Source organism: Maribacter sp. IgM3_T14_3 (assembly GCF_049603095.1).
GTDB lineage: Bacteria > Bacteroidota > Bacteroidia > Flavobacteriales > Flavobacteriaceae > Maribacter.
The window spans coordinates 4,316,621-4,336,730 of record NZ_CP187138.1 but is presented as its reverse complement, the minus strand read 5'-3'; the positions used below and the strand labels follow the sequence as shown (position 1 = coordinate 4,336,730).

Sequence of the window (20,110 nt, the reverse complement as noted above, 5' to 3'; positions counted from 1 at the left end):
ACTCACCGTATACGGTAGCGTATGCGGTTACTAAATAAAACATATAAAATACTGTTAATCTGAAAGTTACATTTCGAAAGCCGTCGGGTTTATACTATTTAAGTTAAATATAAATTTGCCATGATTAACTATTATGTAAAATGGGTGGAGGTCAAGCGATTTTGTAGTACCAAATAGTCACCCAAACGTAAACGCTTTATGTGATATTAGTGATATCAAATGAATTCCTTAAACACAAAAAGGCAATGATCTCAAAAAAAAAATCCAACCACTTTAGTGATTGGATTTTCTTGGTCGGGGTGGCAGGAAGTTATCAAACCACACTATATTTTTAATAATCAAAAAGTTACATTTTATTAGATTTACTTGGTAACCGAATAGGTAATTTATTTGAAATGAACTTTTGTTTTATTTTACCTTTTTAAAGGTTGGCAAATATACAATTACTATTAAAATAGCATAAATAAAATGTAATTTTTTTAGTCATAGAGGTAGAAGTATAAATATAGCCTCTAAATTCAAAAAATCACATTGCTTATGTATTCAATTTATTCTGAATAAATTATTTTGTCTATGATTTAGAATTTCACCGTGATGATTATCAGAAAATATATATTTGAAATTTTCATGAGAGACTAAACTATAAACCTCATATCAGATTTAGTTTTGAAATAAAGTATGTATATTTATCTGCTAAACAAGCAATTCTTTGAAACATTTACTTGTCTTACTTTTCTTTTTTGTTTGGTGTTTTTCTTTTGGACAAAATCAAAAACATATAGATTCTTTATTACTAATTCATGACAAAACAGAAAACGAAATAGATAAAATTGATATACTGAACAATATTGGTAGATTATATGGAAGTGGAAATATAGAGAACGCCAGATTTTACAATAATAAAGCAATAAACTTATCAAAAAAAATAAATTATCCAAGAGGAATAGCATATGGATATTTATTTTTATCGGCAAGCTTATGAGTAGAATGGAATTGACAAAGTATAGTAAATAAAAATTACCTGGTTATATTTTTGTAATTAAGGAATTTAATAGCCAATAAACCTCAACAAGAGTTATGGCAATGTTCGAATTACATCCTGTTTGTGAAAAACTACAGCCCTATATTTCTTTCTATTACGAAATGAAATGGGAACGTAAAGACTACAATAACGGAATCCATGAAGTTGTTTTGCCCAGTGGAAAAGCCTTCATGGTCTTTCAGTATGAGGGAAGGTTCAGGGGCATCATTTTCAACCAAGAAATTGATGTCCCAAAATTTTATACCATAGGGCAGCAGACTTCCAATTATGCTATTTTTTCGGACTTCGACACCATGGGCTTGGTTGGGGTAGCTTTTAAGCCAACAGGTTTGAACCATTTTTTCGGTTTAGACATCTCCAAACTAACCAATACCCCAACAGATTCATTTCAGCTTTTTACCGAAAACATCAAATCTTTTGAAACGGTATTTGATAAGCAACAGCAAACAGAAAATAGAATAGCCCTCGTTGAGGAATTACTAGTGGCCGAGTTAGGAACCAAAACATTTAAAAAAACATTTATTGATATTTCCATTGATTTGATGGACGAATCATTAGGGTGCAAATCCATTTCCTCCATTATTAAAAAATTAAATGTTAGTGAACGCTACTTTCAAAAAAAGTTCAAGCAAATCGTAGGTGTTGCACCTTCTGTATACAATAGAATTGTCAGATTTAATCATCTATTTTCGGAATATGATGCACACGATTTGGACAACAATGCCAAATTGAGCTCGCTTTTCAACTACTATGACCTCTCCCATTTTAGAAAAGACTTTAAAAAATATTGTGGCGCAGCACCCAAAAAATTCCATCTAGAAAGGTTCAAGTTTATCAACCAAGCATTTGTTAAAAACCCTATTTTTTTAAACCAGACGGTGCAATCCCAATCGAAATTATTTTAAAGCGTAACAACTTCCAGCTAAGGTTCCAAAACCAACATCACAAATGCATTTTATTTAGGACGGCTTTTTACCCCCTGTAAACTCTATAACCACCTATCTTTCAAGTACAAGCTTACCTGTTCCCCTTTTTTTTAAAGCCGTGATTATTCACACCCTATTTGTATTGATTCCATTTTTTGGTAACGTACACTATGACCCTTTTGTATAAAACAAGAAAAATGAAAACACTATAAACATTTCCTTTAGTCGCCCGCGTGGGCCCTATTTCCATACTGGATATCCCTGAAAACCATATTTGCCTGAACACCAATCATTTGAAAGATAGCAGTTATCTGTTGAAAATAATGTATAAAACAAAATAATCAAAGAAATCACTTTTCAAAAACCAGCATGATGTTAACCTTTTTAAAAGATCAGCATTAATAAAAAAAAGCACTAAAACCAGAGAGCATGAACACGTTAAAATCAGCCATCACAGTAATATCTATCACCATTTTCCTTACGGCTTGTGGAGATAACAATGAGAAAAAAACCAATGAGGCACTCGTTCCCAAAGAAGGAATTGTTACCCAGGAAGAAAAATCATCTGTTAAGAAAGACACCACGAAACAAATGAACATCCTGGACGAACAAGCTAAATTGCTGAGCAAGGTGTTCGGAAACGTGGATACCGAAGAAGGAAGGGCATTCAGTAAGGTGAACAATTACCTGGATCTTGTGGAACAGGCAAACTTCCCTCCTGATAACAAAAAAAACCTTTTAAATCAATATAAGCTTTATGAATTAAGTCTTGATCCCCAAAAAAAGGATTCCCTAAAAATAATGTTCAACCAAAAATTGACTGAAGCAATAGCTAAATCGGCATCTAACCAGAAATAGTGCCAACTCAGATAGATAATATAAAAATTACACTACAAATACAATAATCATGAAAACACTTCAAACTTTTACCTTGGTCCTGGCTATTTGCTTCAGTGCCACAACTCATGCCCAGTTCCTGAAAAAAATAAAAAAAACAGCTGCAGAGGCCGCTGAAAGCACCATAGAGCGGAAAGTGGAAGAAAAAGCAGCCAAAGAAACAGAAAAAGTCTTTGATTCTACCTTTAACAATCAGGGGAAACTTTTTAAGAAGGAAGTAGCCAAACCTGCCGAATTCTATACATTTTCTTATAAATATGTCATGAAAATAGACGATGGTAAAAACCCTACCAATATCAACTATTTCTTAACAGAAGAAGGTTCCTATATAGGCAGTGGGATGGACCTGGAAGAAAATGAAGAAATCATTACAGTCATAGACCTCCCCGGTGAAACGGCTCATATGTTCATGAATATGGGCGAGCAAAAATCGACCATGTCCTTTGGGTTGAATTTTGAGCAAGTCACCGAAAATACGGCAGAAAGCACAGAAGTCACCATAACCGCCACAGAAAACACCAAGATCATACTGGGTTACAACTGCTATGAATACCAGGTAGAAGGGAACAACTTCCACGGCAGTGTATGGGTGACTGATGAGGCCGATGTCTCCTTTGGCAGCTCTTTTTACCAAATGAAGAATAAAAAGTTCAAAGCGCTGAAAAACACCGATCAATCCTGGATGGCTACTATAGACGGACTCACCATGGAAACGACCATTACGGATACTTCCCGGAAGAAACCAACAACCATTACCATGACCTGCATAGCCCTGGATGCTGTTGAGTACGTCATTGATACCAATGAATATACCAAAACCTTCTAAACATAAAAACCATGAAAAATATAGCAGCATTACTAGTTATTGGTTCCTTGCTGATCTCCTGTGGGGAAGCCCCGGAAAAGAAGAATGACCAAAATACTGACAGCAACGTTAAACCTCAATCCTCAGAACCCGCGAAAGCGGCAGTTAGTGCAGATTACAGCTCTCTTCTACTGAATTATGAATGTGATATGACTGCTGCCGAAGTAGCAAAGATCTTTAATATCCCGGAAGCCGATATTAAGCCTATAGAAACAAACCTGCCGGGCAGATGCGATTTTGAAATCCAGGGATTTGGTAAAAATGCTCTGGGAGGGACGGCAATGAGGTGGGGCATGGCGCCATTTAGCAAAGCAAATAGCAAAAAAGAAATTCAAAGTCGCTTAAAAGATAAGGAGAACGACGAAAACATCTTTGGGATGGACATAGAGCTCAGTGAGACAGGCGATTGCTATATCACCATCACGCCACACGTTGGCAGGGTGAATATTTTAAATGAAAATTATGACGGTGCCTTCTATTTTGAGTATTCACAAAGAGGAATTTATAAGCGTACCGAAGAACAACACGCAGCATTGACAGAGAAAACCATTGCACTGGCCAATTATTTATTGAAGAAACACAGGAAATGACCTGCTCTTCAAATCAATCCTAAGAATTATAAAACACTACAAATGAAAAATTATAACCTTATATGGGCAATTGTTCTTTTCGGTTTGTACTCCCAGATACTATCCGCACAACCGTATACCCTGGACAAGGATCTTAAGCCATTGCTCCTGGAACTCAAACAAAATGAAAATGGCAAAGGAAAATTGGTGATCGCCAATGCCTACCTGAACACTGAGGAACTCTACTATCATGTAAAAGGACATGACATGTTCGAATTCGTGGACGTCTCCATATTCAGCAACATAGGAAATCCCAATTTTAAGGTAGAATTGGCTCACAACAACTGGAACGATATACAGTTCACAGAAACTACTTCAGAAGCCGAAGACGGCATTATAAATTTTAAGTTAAGGGCCTATGATGCCTTCGGTCTCCACATCTATCCGGCAGACCAGGAAACGAATATTACCATTGCCGTTACTGCAACCGAACCTTCAATGACCTATTTAGACTCGCCTTTCAGAAAGGCCACAAAGGCAGAATTGGGGGAAGAAGCAGAAAGTGATAATCAAGTCCTTTCCGGACCACCTTCTGATGATTCTTCCAATAGGCTCCTTTACATCATTATTGGAATTGCAGCTTTGGTGATAGCCCTTTTGCTGGGGATTCTTTTAGGTCGTCGGAAATCTGCAACCATAGTGATCATGCTACTGGGATCATTTACCATGTTAAGCGCACAGAGAGGGGGTGGCACCACCTGGCATAATCCGGATCGTTATAGGGAATGGCTAGAAACGCAATCTGCCAACGCCGGCGGTCCCTGGAGAAGGGCCGGAGATGTCAGGGATGGATTTAGGCGAGCAGACAAGTTTCTTGGTAGTTTAGGCCAAAAAGTTGATCAGGCTGTAGGGCTTTACAGTGTGGCTAAGTCACTTTATGAGGCCCACAAAAACTTAGGCTCCTGTATGAGAAGTACACCCCCGCCCGGAATGCCCAGCATCCCAAGTTTTTGCGAATCGAATGAATGCGAACAGTGTTTTGTTGATGCCCGGAGGGCGTTGAATAATAACAGATATGCATTGGAAAAGCTCAAGACCATCTATGAATGCACAAAAAATTATACGGATGTGGCCATAGCCTTCGGCAACAGTTTTTCCTCCCTCCCCGGAGGCGGCGGCATGGCCTGGGGATTTGAGCGCATCAAACTGGAGAAATCCATCAATAAATTGAAGGTGGCCTATGATAATAAATACCAGGAGTTGATGCAAAGCCAGCAACAGCTGTTAATGGACCTTAATGACTGCGAGAATGAACATGGACTCCAGGATTGGTACGATAGATTTGGCCACCTGCTCTATGAATTCAATGCCATGTACTATAAACGTTCTAGCTAATGCAACAACCAATGACAATGACCATTCGAAAAGCTTTATTTATCAAAATGACTCGGGTACAAGCCAACGACAACTAATGCCATCTAAACAAGTAATCGCAACTACTCTAAACAAATGACCATGAAATCTTCATATACATTCCTATACCTGATGTTGCTTGCCTTGGTTGTGGGTTGCAGGACCGAAAGCCGTTCCCCGAACCCTTCAGATTCTTCTTTGGAAATGGAAACCCAGGCAGAAGAGGCAGCAAGTGATGGGGAAGAAACTCCTGAAATAGACCTGGGCGGACTCATGAACGTCATGGGCGGACTCATGACAGGCAATGTGGCCACCGATTCTACCGGGCAGGGCCTGTTTACCCCGGAAGGGCAACTTAATGTAGAATTTTTAAAAAGTGAGGAAGGCAAACCCATGCGTAAGGTTTTTGCGGAGATCGCAGAAGTCACTGAGGAAGAGGTAGACCTCTCCCTCACGCTAATGCCCGATAATGATATTGTGAGTGTAAAGCATGCGGAACAAATAGAAAAGGACTTGTACAACCCCGAAGTAGCCGCTTATGAAAAGAGCGGCAAGGCCTCCGGGAATTTCCTGGAACTTATTGCGGAAAGCAGGACCACTGCCAAGGAACGCACCAGTCGCTTTAAAAAACAGGCCCTCAAGGGAAAAGAAGAATTTTATAAAGAGAATCCCTCCTGGTTTGCACTCGATGAAAGCACTGAGGACACCTATATAGATTATCGAGAAAATATGGTCTATTTACCCCTGGGAGACGCCTCTTTTGCCGATTCGGTCGTGGCCTTTGTGCCTGGAAAACCAAAGGGAAGGGCCCCCAAAGGATCACTGGGGCCGGCCCAGGGAAGGCTACTCACCTTACAGGACTGTGCCACCCTTGGAATTAAAGGCATCCTTACCCTGTACTTCGAAGACAATGCCATAACAGACGTCAATGGCCCGGACATCTATGTTTTTGAAATAGGACAAATTGAGCCTACGAATATTGAAATTTCCAAGAACGGGGTTGACTGGATCGATGTTGGGAAAATTGAAGGCGGTACAGCCGGCCTGGATATACACGACTTTGTACAAGCTGGCGACACCTTTAATTATATCCGCCTGACGGATCTTGATACCTATAGCGGTATGCCAGGGGCCGACATTGATGCGGTGGCAGCCATAGGAGGCGCCCTGCGCATGAATTTGGACAGTGCCGTGCTCTTTGAAACCGGAAAACACGAACTCAAAGAGGAGGGCATATTGGCCATAAAAGAATTAGCGGTTCAGATGAAAAACCTGCAAAAGGGCACCATTACCGTAGAAGGCCATACGGATGATGTGGGCAACGAAGCCACCAACCAAACACTCTCACAAAAGAGGGCGGCCAGCGTAGCAGCCGAACTAAAAAAGGCGATCAACAAACCCGCTTTTAAATGGAAGGAAATGGGCTATGGGGAATCAAAACCATTGGCAGAAAACAATTCTGATGAAAACAGAGCTATAAACCGAAGGGTAGAGATCCTGGTGATGCCTTTTTAAAGAGTAACTGATGGCTGCTTATTTATAAAAGCAAATCATTACAGCATGAGAAATAGTAGACTAGTCGTAGCAACCATAGCATTACTTTGGAATTTCCAGGGAAATGCTCAGAGCTGTATGACAATGTTAAAAGACCAACTCGTTGCTGAACTTAATGAAAAAGTTGCCCCTGCCTTCCAATTGACTATTGAAAAAGATACTGGTGCTGTACAGTTATTGAAGTTAAAGCAGCGTATGCCTCTGAACAGATCACCGAAAAAAGGGTCTTTCTTTGAATCACTTTCAAAAAAACCCGGCCCATATCGCGGTCCTATTTATTGGATTTATGACTTTGAAAAGATTGGAACATCATCAGTAACCTTTAAGCAAGATACTACGAGTAGCGTACTGTTGGAAATTCAGTTTAAAACTCCCGATTCTGTTCTCATTAATGCAAAGAAAAATGCCTACAGTTCTGTCCACAGAACTATTGACGTACAACTGCATCAGGTGATATGGTCTGGGGAAAAAACAATATGTATTGATTTAAAGATAGTAAAAGAAATGAATCAGATTTTTTTGGAAGTGGAGCATGTAGCTATCCAAGGCATTTTAAAACGTGCGGATACATTTGAAATAGCAAAAAACTTTAGACCGAATCTGGAAGAAGCCCTTAAAAAAGGATTCTTACCCGCATTTCAAAATCCAGAATTTGTTACAACGCTAAATGAAATTTTGTTAGGTCAACATTAGCTTAAAAATTAAACAGTAAATGACCTGTTAACCTTTTTTAAAACCAGACATAAATAACAAACGATCATTCATTTAAAACCAGAAATTATGAAAACACAAGGAATTGAAAAATCGACCTTAAAAAAGCGAACTAAAAATGGCTTTTCATTTGCACTATTCTTAACTGCCGTGGCTTTTTTTACAATTTCATTTGCAGGCCATTCTCAGGTAGGCAGTACCACATCAGCTTTATTAGGGAATACTTCTTATGCAGATGACTGCAGCCCTGAATACCAGGCTTTTAATGAGAAAATGATGATGTTTGGAAGAATTGCAGTTGCTTCAAAAGCATTTGAACAATGTGTTAATGAAAAGGTAAGGGCTCTTTATAAAAAATGTAATAATGATCCCTTCTACGATGCTTCTATTGACATTCAAATCCAGAAAGTAATTGCCGTAGCAAGAAGTATCAATAATGTTCACATTAAATGCACAGGAGGAGCAGGCAATGCAAGTGCTTCCATTGAAGATTATGGAAAAATATCAGATGAAGCCTTTAGCTGGGGCGGATGGTTTAGTGATGTCTACGCACAACTTGGTAAAAGAAAATGCAATTCGGGAGAAAAACCAGAAGAAAATAATTGCAGATATGATGATTATCCATGGCCTTACACTCAAGGAGCTGGTATTATCTGGCATGAGGCCATGCATCAACAAGGATATACTCATGGCGCCAGTGATCAAGAAAATGCGATAACTGCTTGTGGTTATGAGGAAGGCGATTCCTGGCATTTTGCAGTAAATACTATGCCTTATATAATCCAAAATTGTATAAGTGAAGTATTAATGCAATCTGCCCGCTTGGGGGATATTGATAGTTGCCCCGGATCTAACCAATTAAAGATTGTTAGCCAATATAATGGAAGATCACTGGAGTGTATCAACGATCCTGGAAAAAAGGGATTAGGAATACTAGCCTTAGAAAATAACCAACTAACTGATAAAGCCATAAAACCTGATGGAGATTGGATTGGAGGGTGGCATCTTGGCACGGACAATACAGTTGTTGCAAAGGGAGATTTTAATGGTGACAATACTGAAGATTTTATCGTAACCAGTAGATGGGGTATCGGCATACTTACCCATGATGGTGAAACTTGGAGGCCTTTAGTAGTAAAACCCAATGGTACCAGATTTGGCGGTTGGAACTTTCAATCCAGGGATAATAAAATAGTTGATGTTGGTGATTTCAATGGCGACGGGAAAGATGATATAGTAATAACAAGTCCGTGGGGTATTGGGATACTGTCTTTAAGAGGAGATACTCTTACAGCATTAGTGGCAAAACCCAATGGCACCAGATTCGATGGCTGGAATTTTCAATCAAGGGATAATAAGATACACGGTATTGGGGATTTTAACAATGATCGAAAAGATGATATTCTTATTACCAGTGATTGGGGTATCGGAATTCTAACTTTAAATGGAAGTAGTCTATCTGCCTTATTAGTTAAACCCAGTGGTACAAGATTTGGTGGCTGGAATTTTCAAACAAAGGATAATAAAATAGGTGGCATCGGTGATTTTAATGGTGACAATAAGGATGATATTATTATTTCAAGCAATTGGGGTATTTCATTACTAACCATCGAAGGCCCTTCTTTGACTACCATAATGATCAAACCTAATGAAACCCGTTTCGGAGGCTGGAATTTCCAATCGGCCGATCATTCAATAAAAGGAATTGGAGATTTCAATGGGGATAACAAAGATGATATTTTGATTACAAACACCTGGGGGTTAGGTATTCTTGAGCTAAATGGAGACTCCTTAAATTCAATAGTAGTAAAACCGAATGGTACAAGATTCGGAGGATGGAATTATCAGTCTAAGGATAATGTGATTCGTGGAATTGGTGATTTTAATGGAGATAGAAAAGATGATATCATTATTACAAGTCCCTGGGGTTTAGGTATTTTATCTGTCTCAGGCAGTTCCTTGACCTCCTTAGACATAAAACCAAATGGCAAGTTATTTGGCAGTTGGCTTTTAGACAGAACTGATGATATCGCTTTGGTAGGTAGTTTTTCGAATGCAAGAAATGCCAAGATCCTAGTTCATAAAAAAAGATAGTCAAAAAGAGATAATTCCTTAAAATAAGAAATCATGAAACCAACAAAACAAAACACCCGCAGGAGCTTTATGAATACCCTTTTTAAAGGGGCCGCCCTGGGAACGGCAGCCAGTTTGTTATTGTCCAACAAAATGAAGGTTGGTGCTCCGGAAAATAACATAGCCAATGTCTATGCCATGTGGACCCATGGTAGTGAAGGCAAGATGGAAGGAGTATTTCATGATGGTAAGGATGCCGTTTCTTTTGGTGATAAATTATTTAATAAGGTAAGGGGAGCCTTAACCGCTGGCTATTTAAGATTTGGAAAAAATACCAGATTTCCAGGAAATACAATTTCTCTTGGAGGTGCGGCTGCAGTAACTATGGCCCCTACTTCAGGAGGTGCATTATTCAGAATTTGGGACAGTGGTACTAAAAATAATGCCAAAAATGGAGAGTTTTGGGTGCATTACACTATACCGACTCCGGCTATTGCCAATAGTGTGCGTTCTAAGGTTTCCAAAATTTTAATAAAATGTGCATCAACGGATTCCAGTTTTTATATCTCTGATGTAGAATTGTGGGATGCCAACCTGCGTCTTTTCAATAAAGGAAATCTAAAACTTTGGGGGCCTGACAAGATGCATAGCCTTCCATTTGAAGGCAATAATAATACAGTACGGTACGGCTTATGTATTTCCCTGAAAATAACAGGCGCAAACGTGACTGCTGATCAATTATTTGAAGTGAGTGCCGTAGGCGTAGATATGCTCGCATAAACATTGAATTATAAACTTAATAATAGAAATCATGAAAAAAGTAATCACAACACTAGCCCTGGCTGTTATAATGGTGGCAGCTACAAATGCACAGATAGATAAGACCAAATCCAAGCTACCTGCCAGGACTCCTATTGCTAGCATAGACCCCAATTTAAACCTGGACAAAATTAAAACACATCTAAAAACAGGTGATTATTGTTATGACCTCAACCTGGCCTCTACGGCCATAGTACCACCCAAAACCGGTGGGGTAAGATTAGTGCCAATTGTTGGTTATTTTTCTACAAGCCGCATTGTAGCGCGTTCTAATCAACTGGCCATTTCCGGCAACCTGTTAAAAAACACCAACAGTTATCGTGGGGGTGATGGATATACCGTCTTTTTGGGGCCAGACAGCAGGGATTCCAAAAAAATAAGTCCGCTGGGCGTCTATATTACCTGGCAACTTCCTGGCGAGAGCTTGCGAACTTTTCAAGTTAAGAACGTAACTGTTGAGTATAAACCCTACGGTATTTTGATTATAGGCGATTATGACTATGACGGCCTACTCATTGCAGTGACTATGACACTTACTCCAAAATCTTGCCTTCTTTAAAAACATAAAACTATAAAATCATGAAAAATTCATTTATAACCCTTGTAATGTTGGTATTCGCAATCAATATCACGAATGCTCAAATAAAAAATAGCAAACTCAAGCTACCATCGGATACCAATTTATCGATAGATCCAAACCTGAATCTGGATAAAATAAAAGGGCATTTAAAATCCGGAGATTATTGCTATGACGCCCAGGTGGGAACTACCGCAATAATACCTCCAAAAACGGGTGGAGTTCGGTTAGTGCCGGTCATTGGCTATTTAATTACCAATAAGATCAGAGAAGGCAATGGGCAATTAGTTGTTGAAGGAACACTCCTTAATAGCACCTATGGTTATGCAAGAGGAGATTCCTATACCATTTATATAACACCAGACCGCAGCGACAAAAAGAAGATCGACAAAGAAAATATTTTTATTAGCTGGGGATTATCCGGGGAAAGACTGGGCAGGTTTCAGCTTAAAAATGTTTCAGTTCAATACAAGCCATATGGTATTGTTCTCATAGGAAATTATGAAGTAAACGGCATTCTTATTGGCGTTAATCTCTCCCTGTCTCCTGTTGCTTGTTTAATTTAATATTTACCCAACAAATGTATAACTCATTGCTAATCAGTAAAAACTTAAAACCATGAAAAATTCAAAAATATCTATCGCAATTGCAAATCTTACCTCAAAATTTATTGTACAAAGTTCGGTGCTACTTTTTGCCCTGCTCCTTTTTCTTACCAGTAATATGCAAGCAGCGAATGTTGACACCATCTGTTTGGCCAATGAAAAATTGAGCCCTGCCTCTCTGGTGGAACCCTATTTTTCGGATATCATCAGTAAAATAAAAATGGGGCATTTTTTTAATGCTACAGTTAGCACCCTGAACGAGAAAACCAGAGGTAAAGAAGTAGACGTTTACAGTTCCTTCGGGTTTACCCAAGATGTCAACAAATTAAATGACCGTACGCTGGAGTTAAAAAACCTGTCTACCTCTTTTAGTGACCGTGCGCTTTTTTCCGGCGCCAAAACAGTAGAGAAAATTGTCATTACCGAAAACGGTAACAAAGTAAATGTTGAAGTAACCTTTGTTACCTGGGGCAACACCAAAGCGGTATTGACCAATGTAGTACTTAAAAAGATTAACAAGGTAACCTTCCTTACGGGCTATGTTTTAAATGGCAGCAATGCCACCTATTATTCGATTGCCCTGCAGGATATGGGGACTATTAACTAACTAACAACCCTCTTGTGAGGTACAATTAACGTATGAATCGCTTTGCTAAAACCAAGGCATAAAAATCAGAAATCATGAAAAAAGTAATCACAACATTCGCCCTGGCCATTATAATGGTGGCGGGTACAAATGCTCAGATAAAAAAACCAACTGTAAAGGTAGACGCAAGCAAAGTACAAACACAACAACCCAATAATGGTTTGCTACTGAAAAGTTCGGTGAAACTAAATACGCTACAGGATTTTAAAAAATTAAATATTCCCGTAGCACAGATTACTAAAGAAAAACTAAATGCAAAACCTATTTCGACTTGGAGTATAGCACCAACGAAATATAAATATGCAGATTTACAATTATATAGATTTAATGGTGCTTGGGATAAAAATTATTGGACTCTAAAGAGTTATAATCATTATGATGAGGATGGGGATATAAAAAGGGTTCTAGCAAATGTACAGACGGGAAACGTAGATTTGGTTGGTAGCTCAGGATTCCCTATGAGTATAGATTTCAGAGCTACTGCAGGCGTAGAATATAGACTAAAAATTAAAAGTTTCAAGTTCAGGGGGAGATGATATTTTTATCGTGAAAAACGACTTATTTATTTCCAGAATCAACAAATCTGATAGTGGGGATTTTTATTATGTATTTACTCCTGAAAAATCGGAAGAAATAACACTCCGTTTCAGTAGTCCTTTTGGTAGAAAAAGTAATAGATCACAGGAAAAATCCTGGAAACCAATTACCATTTCTGAAATCGGAATTTATAGACAAGCTAGAGAATAAAAATCATGAAAAAATTACTCTTATCAATAGCATTTGGTTTTTTGATCGTTCCCTCGATTTGTTGCCAAATAAACCAACAGCTCAGCAAAAAGCCATTAAAGAGTACCTCACAAAATATTAAACTTCCTGAAATAGATGGATTAACTCCTGAGGTGCTCCAGAAATTAAAAATTCCAAGAATCTCAATTAGCGAAGCACAAAAAAATGCAAAACCAATTACCTCTTGGGAAATAACCCCATTAAGACCAAAAGACAATTTTCTTGTCTTGTCAGAAATGGTTCATGGTGCGTATACTTTAGATGCATGGATATTAGAACCTAAACCAAGAATAGATCTAGGCAGGCTTATAGGCCATGACTTATCTGCATTGTTATTAGATTTTAGACAATCTGCCGGTTCGGAATATCGCATAAAAATTAAATTATTGAATAACCCATCCTGGAGAGGTCTGTTACATATCATGGTAGACACAGGTTATTTTAGTGGCTATTTTCCTTTAGATCGAGATAATAATGAAGTGAACGCAGTCTTTACTGCCAACCGTTCTTATAATGGTAAAATAACCATTTCTTTATTCCTAAAAGGGGTTGAGCCAAATATTGAATTAGCTACAGCTATTATTCAAAAAATAACAATCGACAAAATATAAAACCTTCAATAATTTATCTTATAATTAAACCTAAAAACAAGCATTTTATGAAAACGTATTCAAAATTAAATACCGTTTTATTCTTAACCCTCTTCCTGCTGTCTTTTGCAGGTACTGCCCAAAAAGGCAGTTCACTTAGCATTGGAAACGGCACCCTAGTAGAAAGTGAGCTGTATACACACAGTAAGAAAGTAGAATTACTAACCATAGAGGATTCCAAAAAAACACTATTCAGCAAAGTGAAAAAAAGCGATAAAAAAGCAGAACAGCAATTGCAGCAACTAAAGATGAAGGAAAATAAACTCAAAGAAAATATTGAAGCCGGACAAGAAAAAACCCAATTGGCAATGCGTGCTTTTAAGATTAAACCTCTTCCCCCCTGCCCCCCAAAGACAGATGGGAAGTGCGCTATTGATCGGATAAAGAACCTTCTGGTGGCGGATGATATCAGAAGTATTTTGGTGCGTATCACTAATGGTAGTGGAAAGACCATTGGTACTATGGATACCAAACCCATGATGAAGGAAAATGGGTTTAAGGCCTATATCATCAAAATGAAAGAACCTGCTTTTTCAGGGCCCGCCACTATTAAAGTGACAAAAGTAGACGGCCAGGGTATAAAAACCAGCTATTCCTATGAGGCTTTTGTGAATTAGTTTGAAGGTATCCAAAAAATTGGTAGCTTATACATGTATAAGCTACCAATTTTTATGAGAGGCCTGTCGATCCTGTTGCTTTTCTTACTCAGTTGCGAGGCACTGGGGCAAGATACTTATCTAGAAAAAGCGGAAACCTTTTTATACACTCAGCAGGATTCCGCGTATTTCTTTTTGTCCTTAGCAGAGGAGGAAGAAATTTTGACAAAGAACCCTATTGCACTATTGGAGGTGTATACTTATTACAATGCCACCAGCATTCAGCATGGGAACCTGCCTGTGCTTCAAAAAACCATTGAGAAACAAACGGCCCTTCTCAGCACTTTAGGAACCGATATCAATACCCTTTCGGAAGGACTTTACTACAAGATCTACTATTGGTTCGATATGGGCCGCTACCATTATATCCTAAGTGACTATGAAAAGGCGATTCCCTTCTTCTATAGCATTTTAAATGACATTGAAAATAATCCTGAACCCTCCGTAGAAGAAGAATACGCCTATTTTTTAACGGCCTCCAACAGCTATCTGGCTACCATGTTCCGCAACCAGATGAAATATGAAGTAGCGGAAGAATTCTATGAGGAAAATTTGCGGCTGCATCAAAAGTACGGGCATGAGGCAGAAGACCTCTATGATACCAAAAACCTTATCGCCTCCTTAAAATCTGCCCGGGGCGATTTTACCACCTCCAACAAACTAGCCAGGGAATCCATTGCATACTATTTGAAAACAGACCCGGATTACCATGATACCAGCTTCCTGAGCACTGCTGCCCTGCTGATCAATAATTACCTTAAAATGAAACAACCAGACAGTGCCCAGATTTATCTGGACCAGGCACTGCCATACGCAGCAAACCGAAAGCGGTTCACCTCAGATTATTTATACCTACAGGCAAAACTGGCCATTCTAAGGGGAAAAGATGCCATGGCCTTCACTATGTATTCGGATGCTTTACATACGCTGCAATCAGAAAACAGGAATGGGGATGAACAGGCCGGGATCCTGAAGGAACTGGGCGATCTGTTTGCCCGGCAAAATGACCTGCAAAAGGCAGCGAACCATTACGCAGCTGCACTGGAATTATTCAGGCCAGCTAAAAAAAATATCTCGGCTGAAAGCAGGCCAGGGGCTAAAAACCTGATCACCATCTTCCCCATTCTGAATGCCTATAATCAACTCCTGGTGCGAACTAACAAGAGTGAAGCTTATACAAAGGCGCTCAGCAATGGCCTTGCATCCATTGACTACCTGGACCAACTAAGAAAAACAGTGTACACTGATAATGATAAGCAGGTATTGGTCAATAATGTACTGCCTATACTGGAAAACAGTATAGAAGCCTGTTTTCAACTTGCTGAAAAGACCAAAAACAATAGCTACCTGGAAACTGCTTTTACCTTCTTTGAGCAAAGCAAAAGCCCTATCCTCTTAGATGCCATTTCAAGAAACAATGCCAACCAATTCTCCGGTATTCCAGACAGCCTGCTACAACAGGAACGGATCCTGAAAGTGACCATTGCCGCATTGGAAAAAGATATTCAGCTTGGGGAAGTTCATGAAAACAGTGCTCTTTTCATACAAAAAAGAGCGTATGAAAAATTCATTTCCCAATTGGAAACCGCCTATCCTTCTTACTACAATTTAAAATATAAAACCAATACAGTAACACTAAAACAGTTCCGGCAACGTATCCCTTCGGGCAGCATGGTCCTTTCTTATTTTTACGGCACTACGGACATTTATGTCCTGGCCATTACCGAAAAGACCAGGGAATTCAGAAAAATCGCGTTTACGCAACCAGACGTGCAAAACCTGTTGTCCTATCAGGACCTTTTGGGAAACCCCAGGAGTGATCTGACGCAATTGAATATCATGTCCAATAAACTCTATCAGAAATTACTTGCCCCATTTATGCAGAATATTGCCGTTGATAAAGTGTTGATTATTCCGGACGGATTGCTTAGAATGATTCCTTTTGAAGCCCTTAACACTTCCCAAGACCAAGCCAGCTACCTTATCGAAACTACTGCCTGCAGTTATGCAAATTCGGCAACCCTTTGGCAGCAGTTACAAACCGAACCCGGTAACGGGCAAAAAGTATTGGCCTTTGCGCCCAATTTTGAAGTGACCGATGGTGATGGGCTCAATGATTTTTTACCACTCCCAAACAATGTGCAGGAGGTAGAGCGCATAGGGGCCTTCTTTCAAGGCGACTTCTTTTATAATGAAAATGCCAGCATGCATACCTTTAAAAAATTGAGCAAGGACCATAGTATCATTCACCTGGCAACACATGCCGTAGCCAACGATGATACTCCTGAATATTCATTCCTGGCCTTTACCCCTAATGAAACAGACGACTATCTTCTGTATGTAAATGATATTTATGCCCTAGATCTTGCAGCAGATCTGGTAACCCTAAGCGCCTGTGAAACAGGTGTTGGAACGTTAAAAAAAGGCGAAGGCGCTATTAGTTTGGCACGGGCATTTTTTTATAGTGGTGCCAAAAGCCTGGTGTATACGCTTTGGAACATCAATGATGCTTCCGCTACCTATATCATGAGTGCTTTCTATGAGAAATTGACCAAAGGATTATCTAAAGACATGGCACTGCGAGACGCAAAACTGGCCTTTTTAAAAGAAAACAGGGAAACAGCTTTGGTACATCCCTACTATTGGAGTGGCTTTATCATTCAGGGCAATACCCTGCCACTCATTAAAAAGACCTATACACTCTTCTATTGGTTTGGACCGGCCCTTTTGATACTGCTTCTTTGGATCTTTCGTAAAAAGCTATTCAAGTTGGCCCAATAAGGTTAGGGCCGCTTCCTTTTGAAAGGTTCCTTGCCGTATCAATTCTTTAAGCAGGGGGATCGCCTTTTCTGGCTTTTCTAATTTTAAGTAGCACAGCGAGGCATACCACAAGGCTTCCGTTCTAAAATCGGTCTTCGTTGTCAGTATCCCAAGAAATGTGGCTAAAGCCAACTGTGTATCCCCATTTGCAAGGAAGGTTTGTGCTAAATAAAAATCGACATAGCCAGGGGCGCTTTTGCTTCTCAGTTCCTTAAAATAGCGCAGCGCTTCTTTATTTTGGGGAGGAGGCCGGTTTTACCTATTTCGGCAACAGGGGCAAGGCCGTGTACCTACCCCTAGGCAAACTTTCTTTTGCCGATAAGGTGGTTACGGTTGATCATCCTGAGAATAAACAAACTGCAACCTATAGTTTGGGCGAGCCCGATGCCTACACCACGGGGATGAATTCGGTGATGAACGTGCACAGCATGGGGCTAAAAGGGCAGCTTGTGGTAAAGTTCGAAGACAATGCCTTGGTAGATGTGAACGGCCCCGACCTTTATATTTTTGAATTGGGCCAAATTGAACCCACCAATCTTGATATTTCTAAGGATGGTAAAACATGGGTCTCGGTCGGCAAAATCTCTGGTGGGGTGGCTGAAGTCGATATCCATGATTTCGTGGGTAGCGATGAGCTATTTTATTATGTACGCCTGACCGATTTGGAAACCAGTAGTGGAATCCCGGGGGCCGATGTGGATGCCATTGCGGCCATAGGTTCGGCCGTACGTTTAAATTTGGACAGCCAAGTGCTTTTTGATACAGGCAAATCGGAATTGAAACCTGCTGGTAAAGAGGCACTCAAGGAATTGGTGAAAAGTTTAAAGATTTTGGAAAGGGGCAATGTCATCATTGAAGGCCATACCGATGATGTGGGCAGTGCTACCTCCAACAAACAGCTCTCCCTGGCAAGGGCCAAAAGCGTTTCCTCGGAACTGAAAAAATTACTGCCAAGTCAGAATTTCAAGTGGAAGGAGCAGGGCCATGGAGAAGAAAAACCCTTGACGGAGAACGATTCCGATGAAAACAGGGCGAAGAACCGCAGGGTAGAGGTTTTGGTTTTGCCGAACTAAAAAAGTGATCAACAAAGCCGCTTTTAAATGGAAGGAAATAGGTTATGGGGAAACGAATCCCATTGTACAGAACGATACTGATGAAAATAGGGCCAAAAACAGGCGGGTAGAGATTTTGGTGACGCCTTATTGATCTATGTATTGCTAATAGTAAAGTTGGATGCAGGTTAAATAATGAAAATCATGATGATCAATTACATTCTTTTAAACATGGTTATTATTACAATTTCAGTACCTATATACCAAAAAGAGAACCAAAGTTTTGAGCTCGGTGAAGAAGTCAGTATTCCCTTCGAAGGCCTGGCTACCCTTAAAGACGAGGGGGAAACCTTGGTGTTTCAATTCACCGATTTGATCAAAGAATCGAGATGTCCCCCTGGAGCAGCTTGTATTTGGGCAGGATATGCCACCATTGAACTAAAAGTGGATGAATCCCAATCATTTATACTGAGCAATGGCGACTTATTACGCAGAAACCAAGAACCCAAAACCGATATAGCTACTTATTTAGACTACAAAATATATTTGGAAAGAATATCCTATAAAGAAAAAACAGATTATGGTAAGAAAAAGAAATATTACACAACCATTAAAGTTGAAAAAGAAAAACCCGTCATCAAAAAATGAATACCAAACAGTCATTTAAAAATACGTACCTTCCTATTCAAACATCTTAATTTAAGGTACGATAAAGACCATATCAATGCAAAATAGGATATTGGTCAACTGTAAAAATTATAAGAATGAATAGCTCGAAATTAAATCAATTCACAATAAATCTTAATAATACTATTAACCATTAAAATTAAAATTATGAAAACAAAACCGATTATTATCATTGCATTTGCGACGCTTCTAATGACCTCCTGCATAAAGGATTATGTAGGTCATGGAAGTGATAAAATAGTCCTTACACAAGACAACTATGTATACGAGGGTGATCTTTACAACGTTTACCTTGATCAGGAGATCGCTAAACTGGACGTCACTATTGAAGCCTTAAATGATATCATAGCCAATAATCAGGCCGATCAAACCACAATTGACGATCTTAAGGCGGCGGAAGAGGCTAAGGAAAATTTTGTTTCTGAGATTTCTACAACCATAGACTTACAACAAGTGGAAAGGACAATTCCCAGGCCAAGACCGCCTTGCCCAAAACCAAGAAACTGTGATTTTACGGCCTTGGAATATGTGTTGGCAGCAACTACGGTGGAGAAACTGGAAATCCTGATTTCAAATGAGGATGGTAAAACTATCGGTGGGGGCTCTATAGATGATTTAAGACCCTTGTCCGGTACAGGAGGCAAGATCCAGTTCAGTAAATTAATGGTGGATTCTTATAAAGACCCTATTACCATATCGGTACAAGTATTTAGCACAAATGGATTTAAGCGAAGTTATAAAGTGGAATTCCAGTAAGACTAT

General features: G+C 39.4%; 21 protein-coding genes. 20 read left to right on the top strand and 1 reads right to left on the bottom strand.

Annotated features, from left to right (window positions below; all coding sequences use genetic code 11):
- Positions 1 to 709: 709 nt before the first annotated feature.
- The 17 genes from ACPF9A_RS19035 to ACPF9A_RS18955 all read left to right on the top strand — a co-directional run bounded on the left by ACPF9A_RS19035 (position 710) and on the right by ACPF9A_RS18955 (position 17,570).
- Entirely contained in the window at positions 710 to 982 is a 273-nt protein-coding gene (locus ACPF9A_RS19035; protein ID WP_423999461.1) for a hypothetical protein, read from the top strand.
- Positions 983 to 1,077: 95 nt separating this feature from the next.
- A complete protein-coding gene (locus ACPF9A_RS19030) occupies positions 1,078 to 1,947 on the top strand; it encodes a DUF6597 domain-containing transcriptional factor (RefSeq protein ID WP_423999459.1) in 870 nt (289 codons plus the stop codon).
- 450 nt (positions 1,948 to 2,397) lie between these two features.
- Complete coding sequence (locus tag ACPF9A_RS19025) at positions 2,398 to 2,826, top strand: hypothetical protein (RefSeq protein ID WP_423999457.1); 429 nt, start codon at positions 2,398 to 2,400, stop codon at positions 2,824 to 2,826.
- 49 nt (positions 2,827 to 2,875) lie between these two features.
- Entirely contained in the window at positions 2,876 to 3,691 is an 816-nt protein-coding gene (locus tag ACPF9A_RS19020; protein WP_423999455.1) for a DUF4412 domain-containing protein, read from the top strand.
- Positions 3,692 to 3,702: 11 nt separating this feature from the next.
- On the top strand, positions 3,703 to 4,320 hold the full coding sequence (locus tag ACPF9A_RS19015; RefSeq protein WP_423999453.1) for a hypothetical protein: 618 nt from the start codon (positions 3,703 to 3,705) through the stop codon (positions 4,318 to 4,320).
- Between the two features lie 42 nt (positions 4,321 to 4,362).
- Positions 4,363 to 5,694 (top strand): hypothetical protein, encoded by a 1,332-nt coding sequence (locus tag ACPF9A_RS19010; RefSeq protein ID WP_423999451.1) that lies wholly within the window; start codon positions 4,363 to 4,365, stop codon positions 5,692 to 5,694.
- Between the two features lie 120 nt (positions 5,695 to 5,814).
- Positions 5,815 to 7,227 carry an OmpA family protein gene (locus ACPF9A_RS19005; RefSeq protein WP_423999449.1) on the top strand — a complete coding sequence of 471 codons (1,413 nt, stop codon included), beginning with the start codon at positions 5,815 to 5,817 and terminating at the stop codon, positions 7,225 to 7,227.
- Positions 7,228 to 7,272: 45 nt separating this feature from the next.
- Positions 7,273 to 7,959, top strand: coding sequence for a hypothetical protein (locus ACPF9A_RS19000; RefSeq protein ID WP_423999447.1), 687 nt, complete (start codon positions 7,273 to 7,275; stop codon positions 7,957 to 7,959).
- An 87-nt stretch (positions 7,960 to 8,046) separates the two neighbouring features.
- On the top strand, positions 8,047 to 10,071 hold the full coding sequence (locus tag ACPF9A_RS18995) for an FG-GAP repeat domain-containing protein (RefSeq protein ID WP_423999445.1): 2,025 nt from the start codon (positions 8,047 to 8,049) through the stop codon (positions 10,069 to 10,071).
- Positions 10,072 to 10,140: 69 nt separating this feature from the next.
- Positions 10,141 to 10,830: a hypothetical protein gene (locus tag ACPF9A_RS18990; RefSeq protein ID WP_423999443.1), complete on the top strand. Its 690-nt coding sequence runs from the start codon at positions 10,141 to 10,143 to the stop codon at positions 10,828 to 10,830.
- 31 nt (positions 10,831 to 10,861) lie between these two features.
- Positions 10,862 to 11,428, top strand: a complete 567-nt coding sequence (locus tag ACPF9A_RS18985; protein WP_423999441.1) for a hypothetical protein — start codon at positions 10,862 to 10,864, stop codon at positions 11,426 to 11,428.
- 20 nt (positions 11,429 to 11,448) lie between these two features.
- On the top strand, positions 11,449 to 12,012 hold the full coding sequence (locus ACPF9A_RS18980) for a hypothetical protein (RefSeq protein ID WP_423999439.1): 564 nt from the start codon (positions 11,449 to 11,451) through the stop codon (positions 12,010 to 12,012).
- A gap of 52 nt (positions 12,013 to 12,064) precedes the next feature.
- Positions 12,065 to 12,658: a hypothetical protein gene (locus tag ACPF9A_RS18975; protein WP_423999437.1), complete on the top strand. Its 594-nt coding sequence runs from the start codon at positions 12,065 to 12,067 to the stop codon at positions 12,656 to 12,658.
- A gap of 74 nt (positions 12,659 to 12,732) precedes the next feature.
- On the top strand, positions 12,733 to 13,233 hold the full coding sequence (locus tag ACPF9A_RS18970; protein ID WP_423999435.1) for a hypothetical protein: 501 nt from the start codon (positions 12,733 to 12,735) through the stop codon (positions 13,231 to 13,233).
- Between the two features lie 216 nt (positions 13,234 to 13,449).
- The gene (locus ACPF9A_RS18965; protein WP_423999433.1) at positions 13,450 to 14,094 is read left to right on the top strand and encodes a hypothetical protein; all 645 of its coding nucleotides are present in this window, start codon (positions 13,450 to 13,452) and stop codon (positions 14,092 to 14,094) included.
- A gap of 47 nt (positions 14,095 to 14,141) precedes the next feature.
- Positions 14,142 to 14,750, top strand: a complete 609-nt coding sequence (locus tag ACPF9A_RS18960) for a hypothetical protein (RefSeq protein ID WP_423999431.1) — start codon at positions 14,142 to 14,144, stop codon at positions 14,748 to 14,750.
- Positions 14,751 to 14,783: 33 nt separating this feature from the next.
- The gene (locus ACPF9A_RS18955; protein WP_423999429.1) at positions 14,784 to 17,570 is read left to right on the top strand and encodes a CHAT domain-containing protein; all 2,787 of its coding nucleotides are present in this window, start codon (positions 14,784 to 14,786) and stop codon (positions 17,568 to 17,570) included.
- On the opposite strand, the gene ACPF9A_RS18950 is transcribed toward ACPF9A_RS18955, so the two are convergent.
- Entirely contained in the window at positions 17,550 to 17,681 is a 132-nt protein-coding gene (locus tag ACPF9A_RS18950) for a hypothetical protein (protein WP_424004531.1), read from the bottom strand. The genes ACPF9A_RS18955 and ACPF9A_RS18950 overlap by 21 nt on opposite strands.
- Before the next feature lie 212 nt (positions 17,682 to 17,893).
- On the opposite strand from ACPF9A_RS18950, the gene ACPF9A_RS18945 reads away from it, so the two are divergent.
- The 3 genes from ACPF9A_RS18945 (at position 17,894) to ACPF9A_RS18935 (ending at position 20,104) form a co-directional block, all read left to right on the top strand.
- Positions 17,894 to 18,682 (top strand): OmpA family protein, encoded by a 789-nt coding sequence (locus tag ACPF9A_RS18945; RefSeq protein ID WP_423999427.1) that lies wholly within the window; start codon positions 17,894 to 17,896, stop codon positions 18,680 to 18,682.
- 183 nt (positions 18,683 to 18,865) lie between these two features.
- On the top strand, positions 18,866 to 19,309 hold the full coding sequence (locus ACPF9A_RS18940; protein ID WP_423999425.1) for a hypothetical protein: 444 nt from the start codon (positions 18,866 to 18,868) through the stop codon (positions 19,307 to 19,309).
- 186 nt (positions 19,310 to 19,495) lie between these two features.
- Positions 19,496 to 20,104, top strand: a complete 609-nt coding sequence (locus tag ACPF9A_RS18935; RefSeq protein WP_423999423.1) for a hypothetical protein — start codon at positions 19,496 to 19,498, stop codon at positions 20,102 to 20,104.
- Positions 20,105 to 20,110 lie beyond the last annotated feature (6 nt).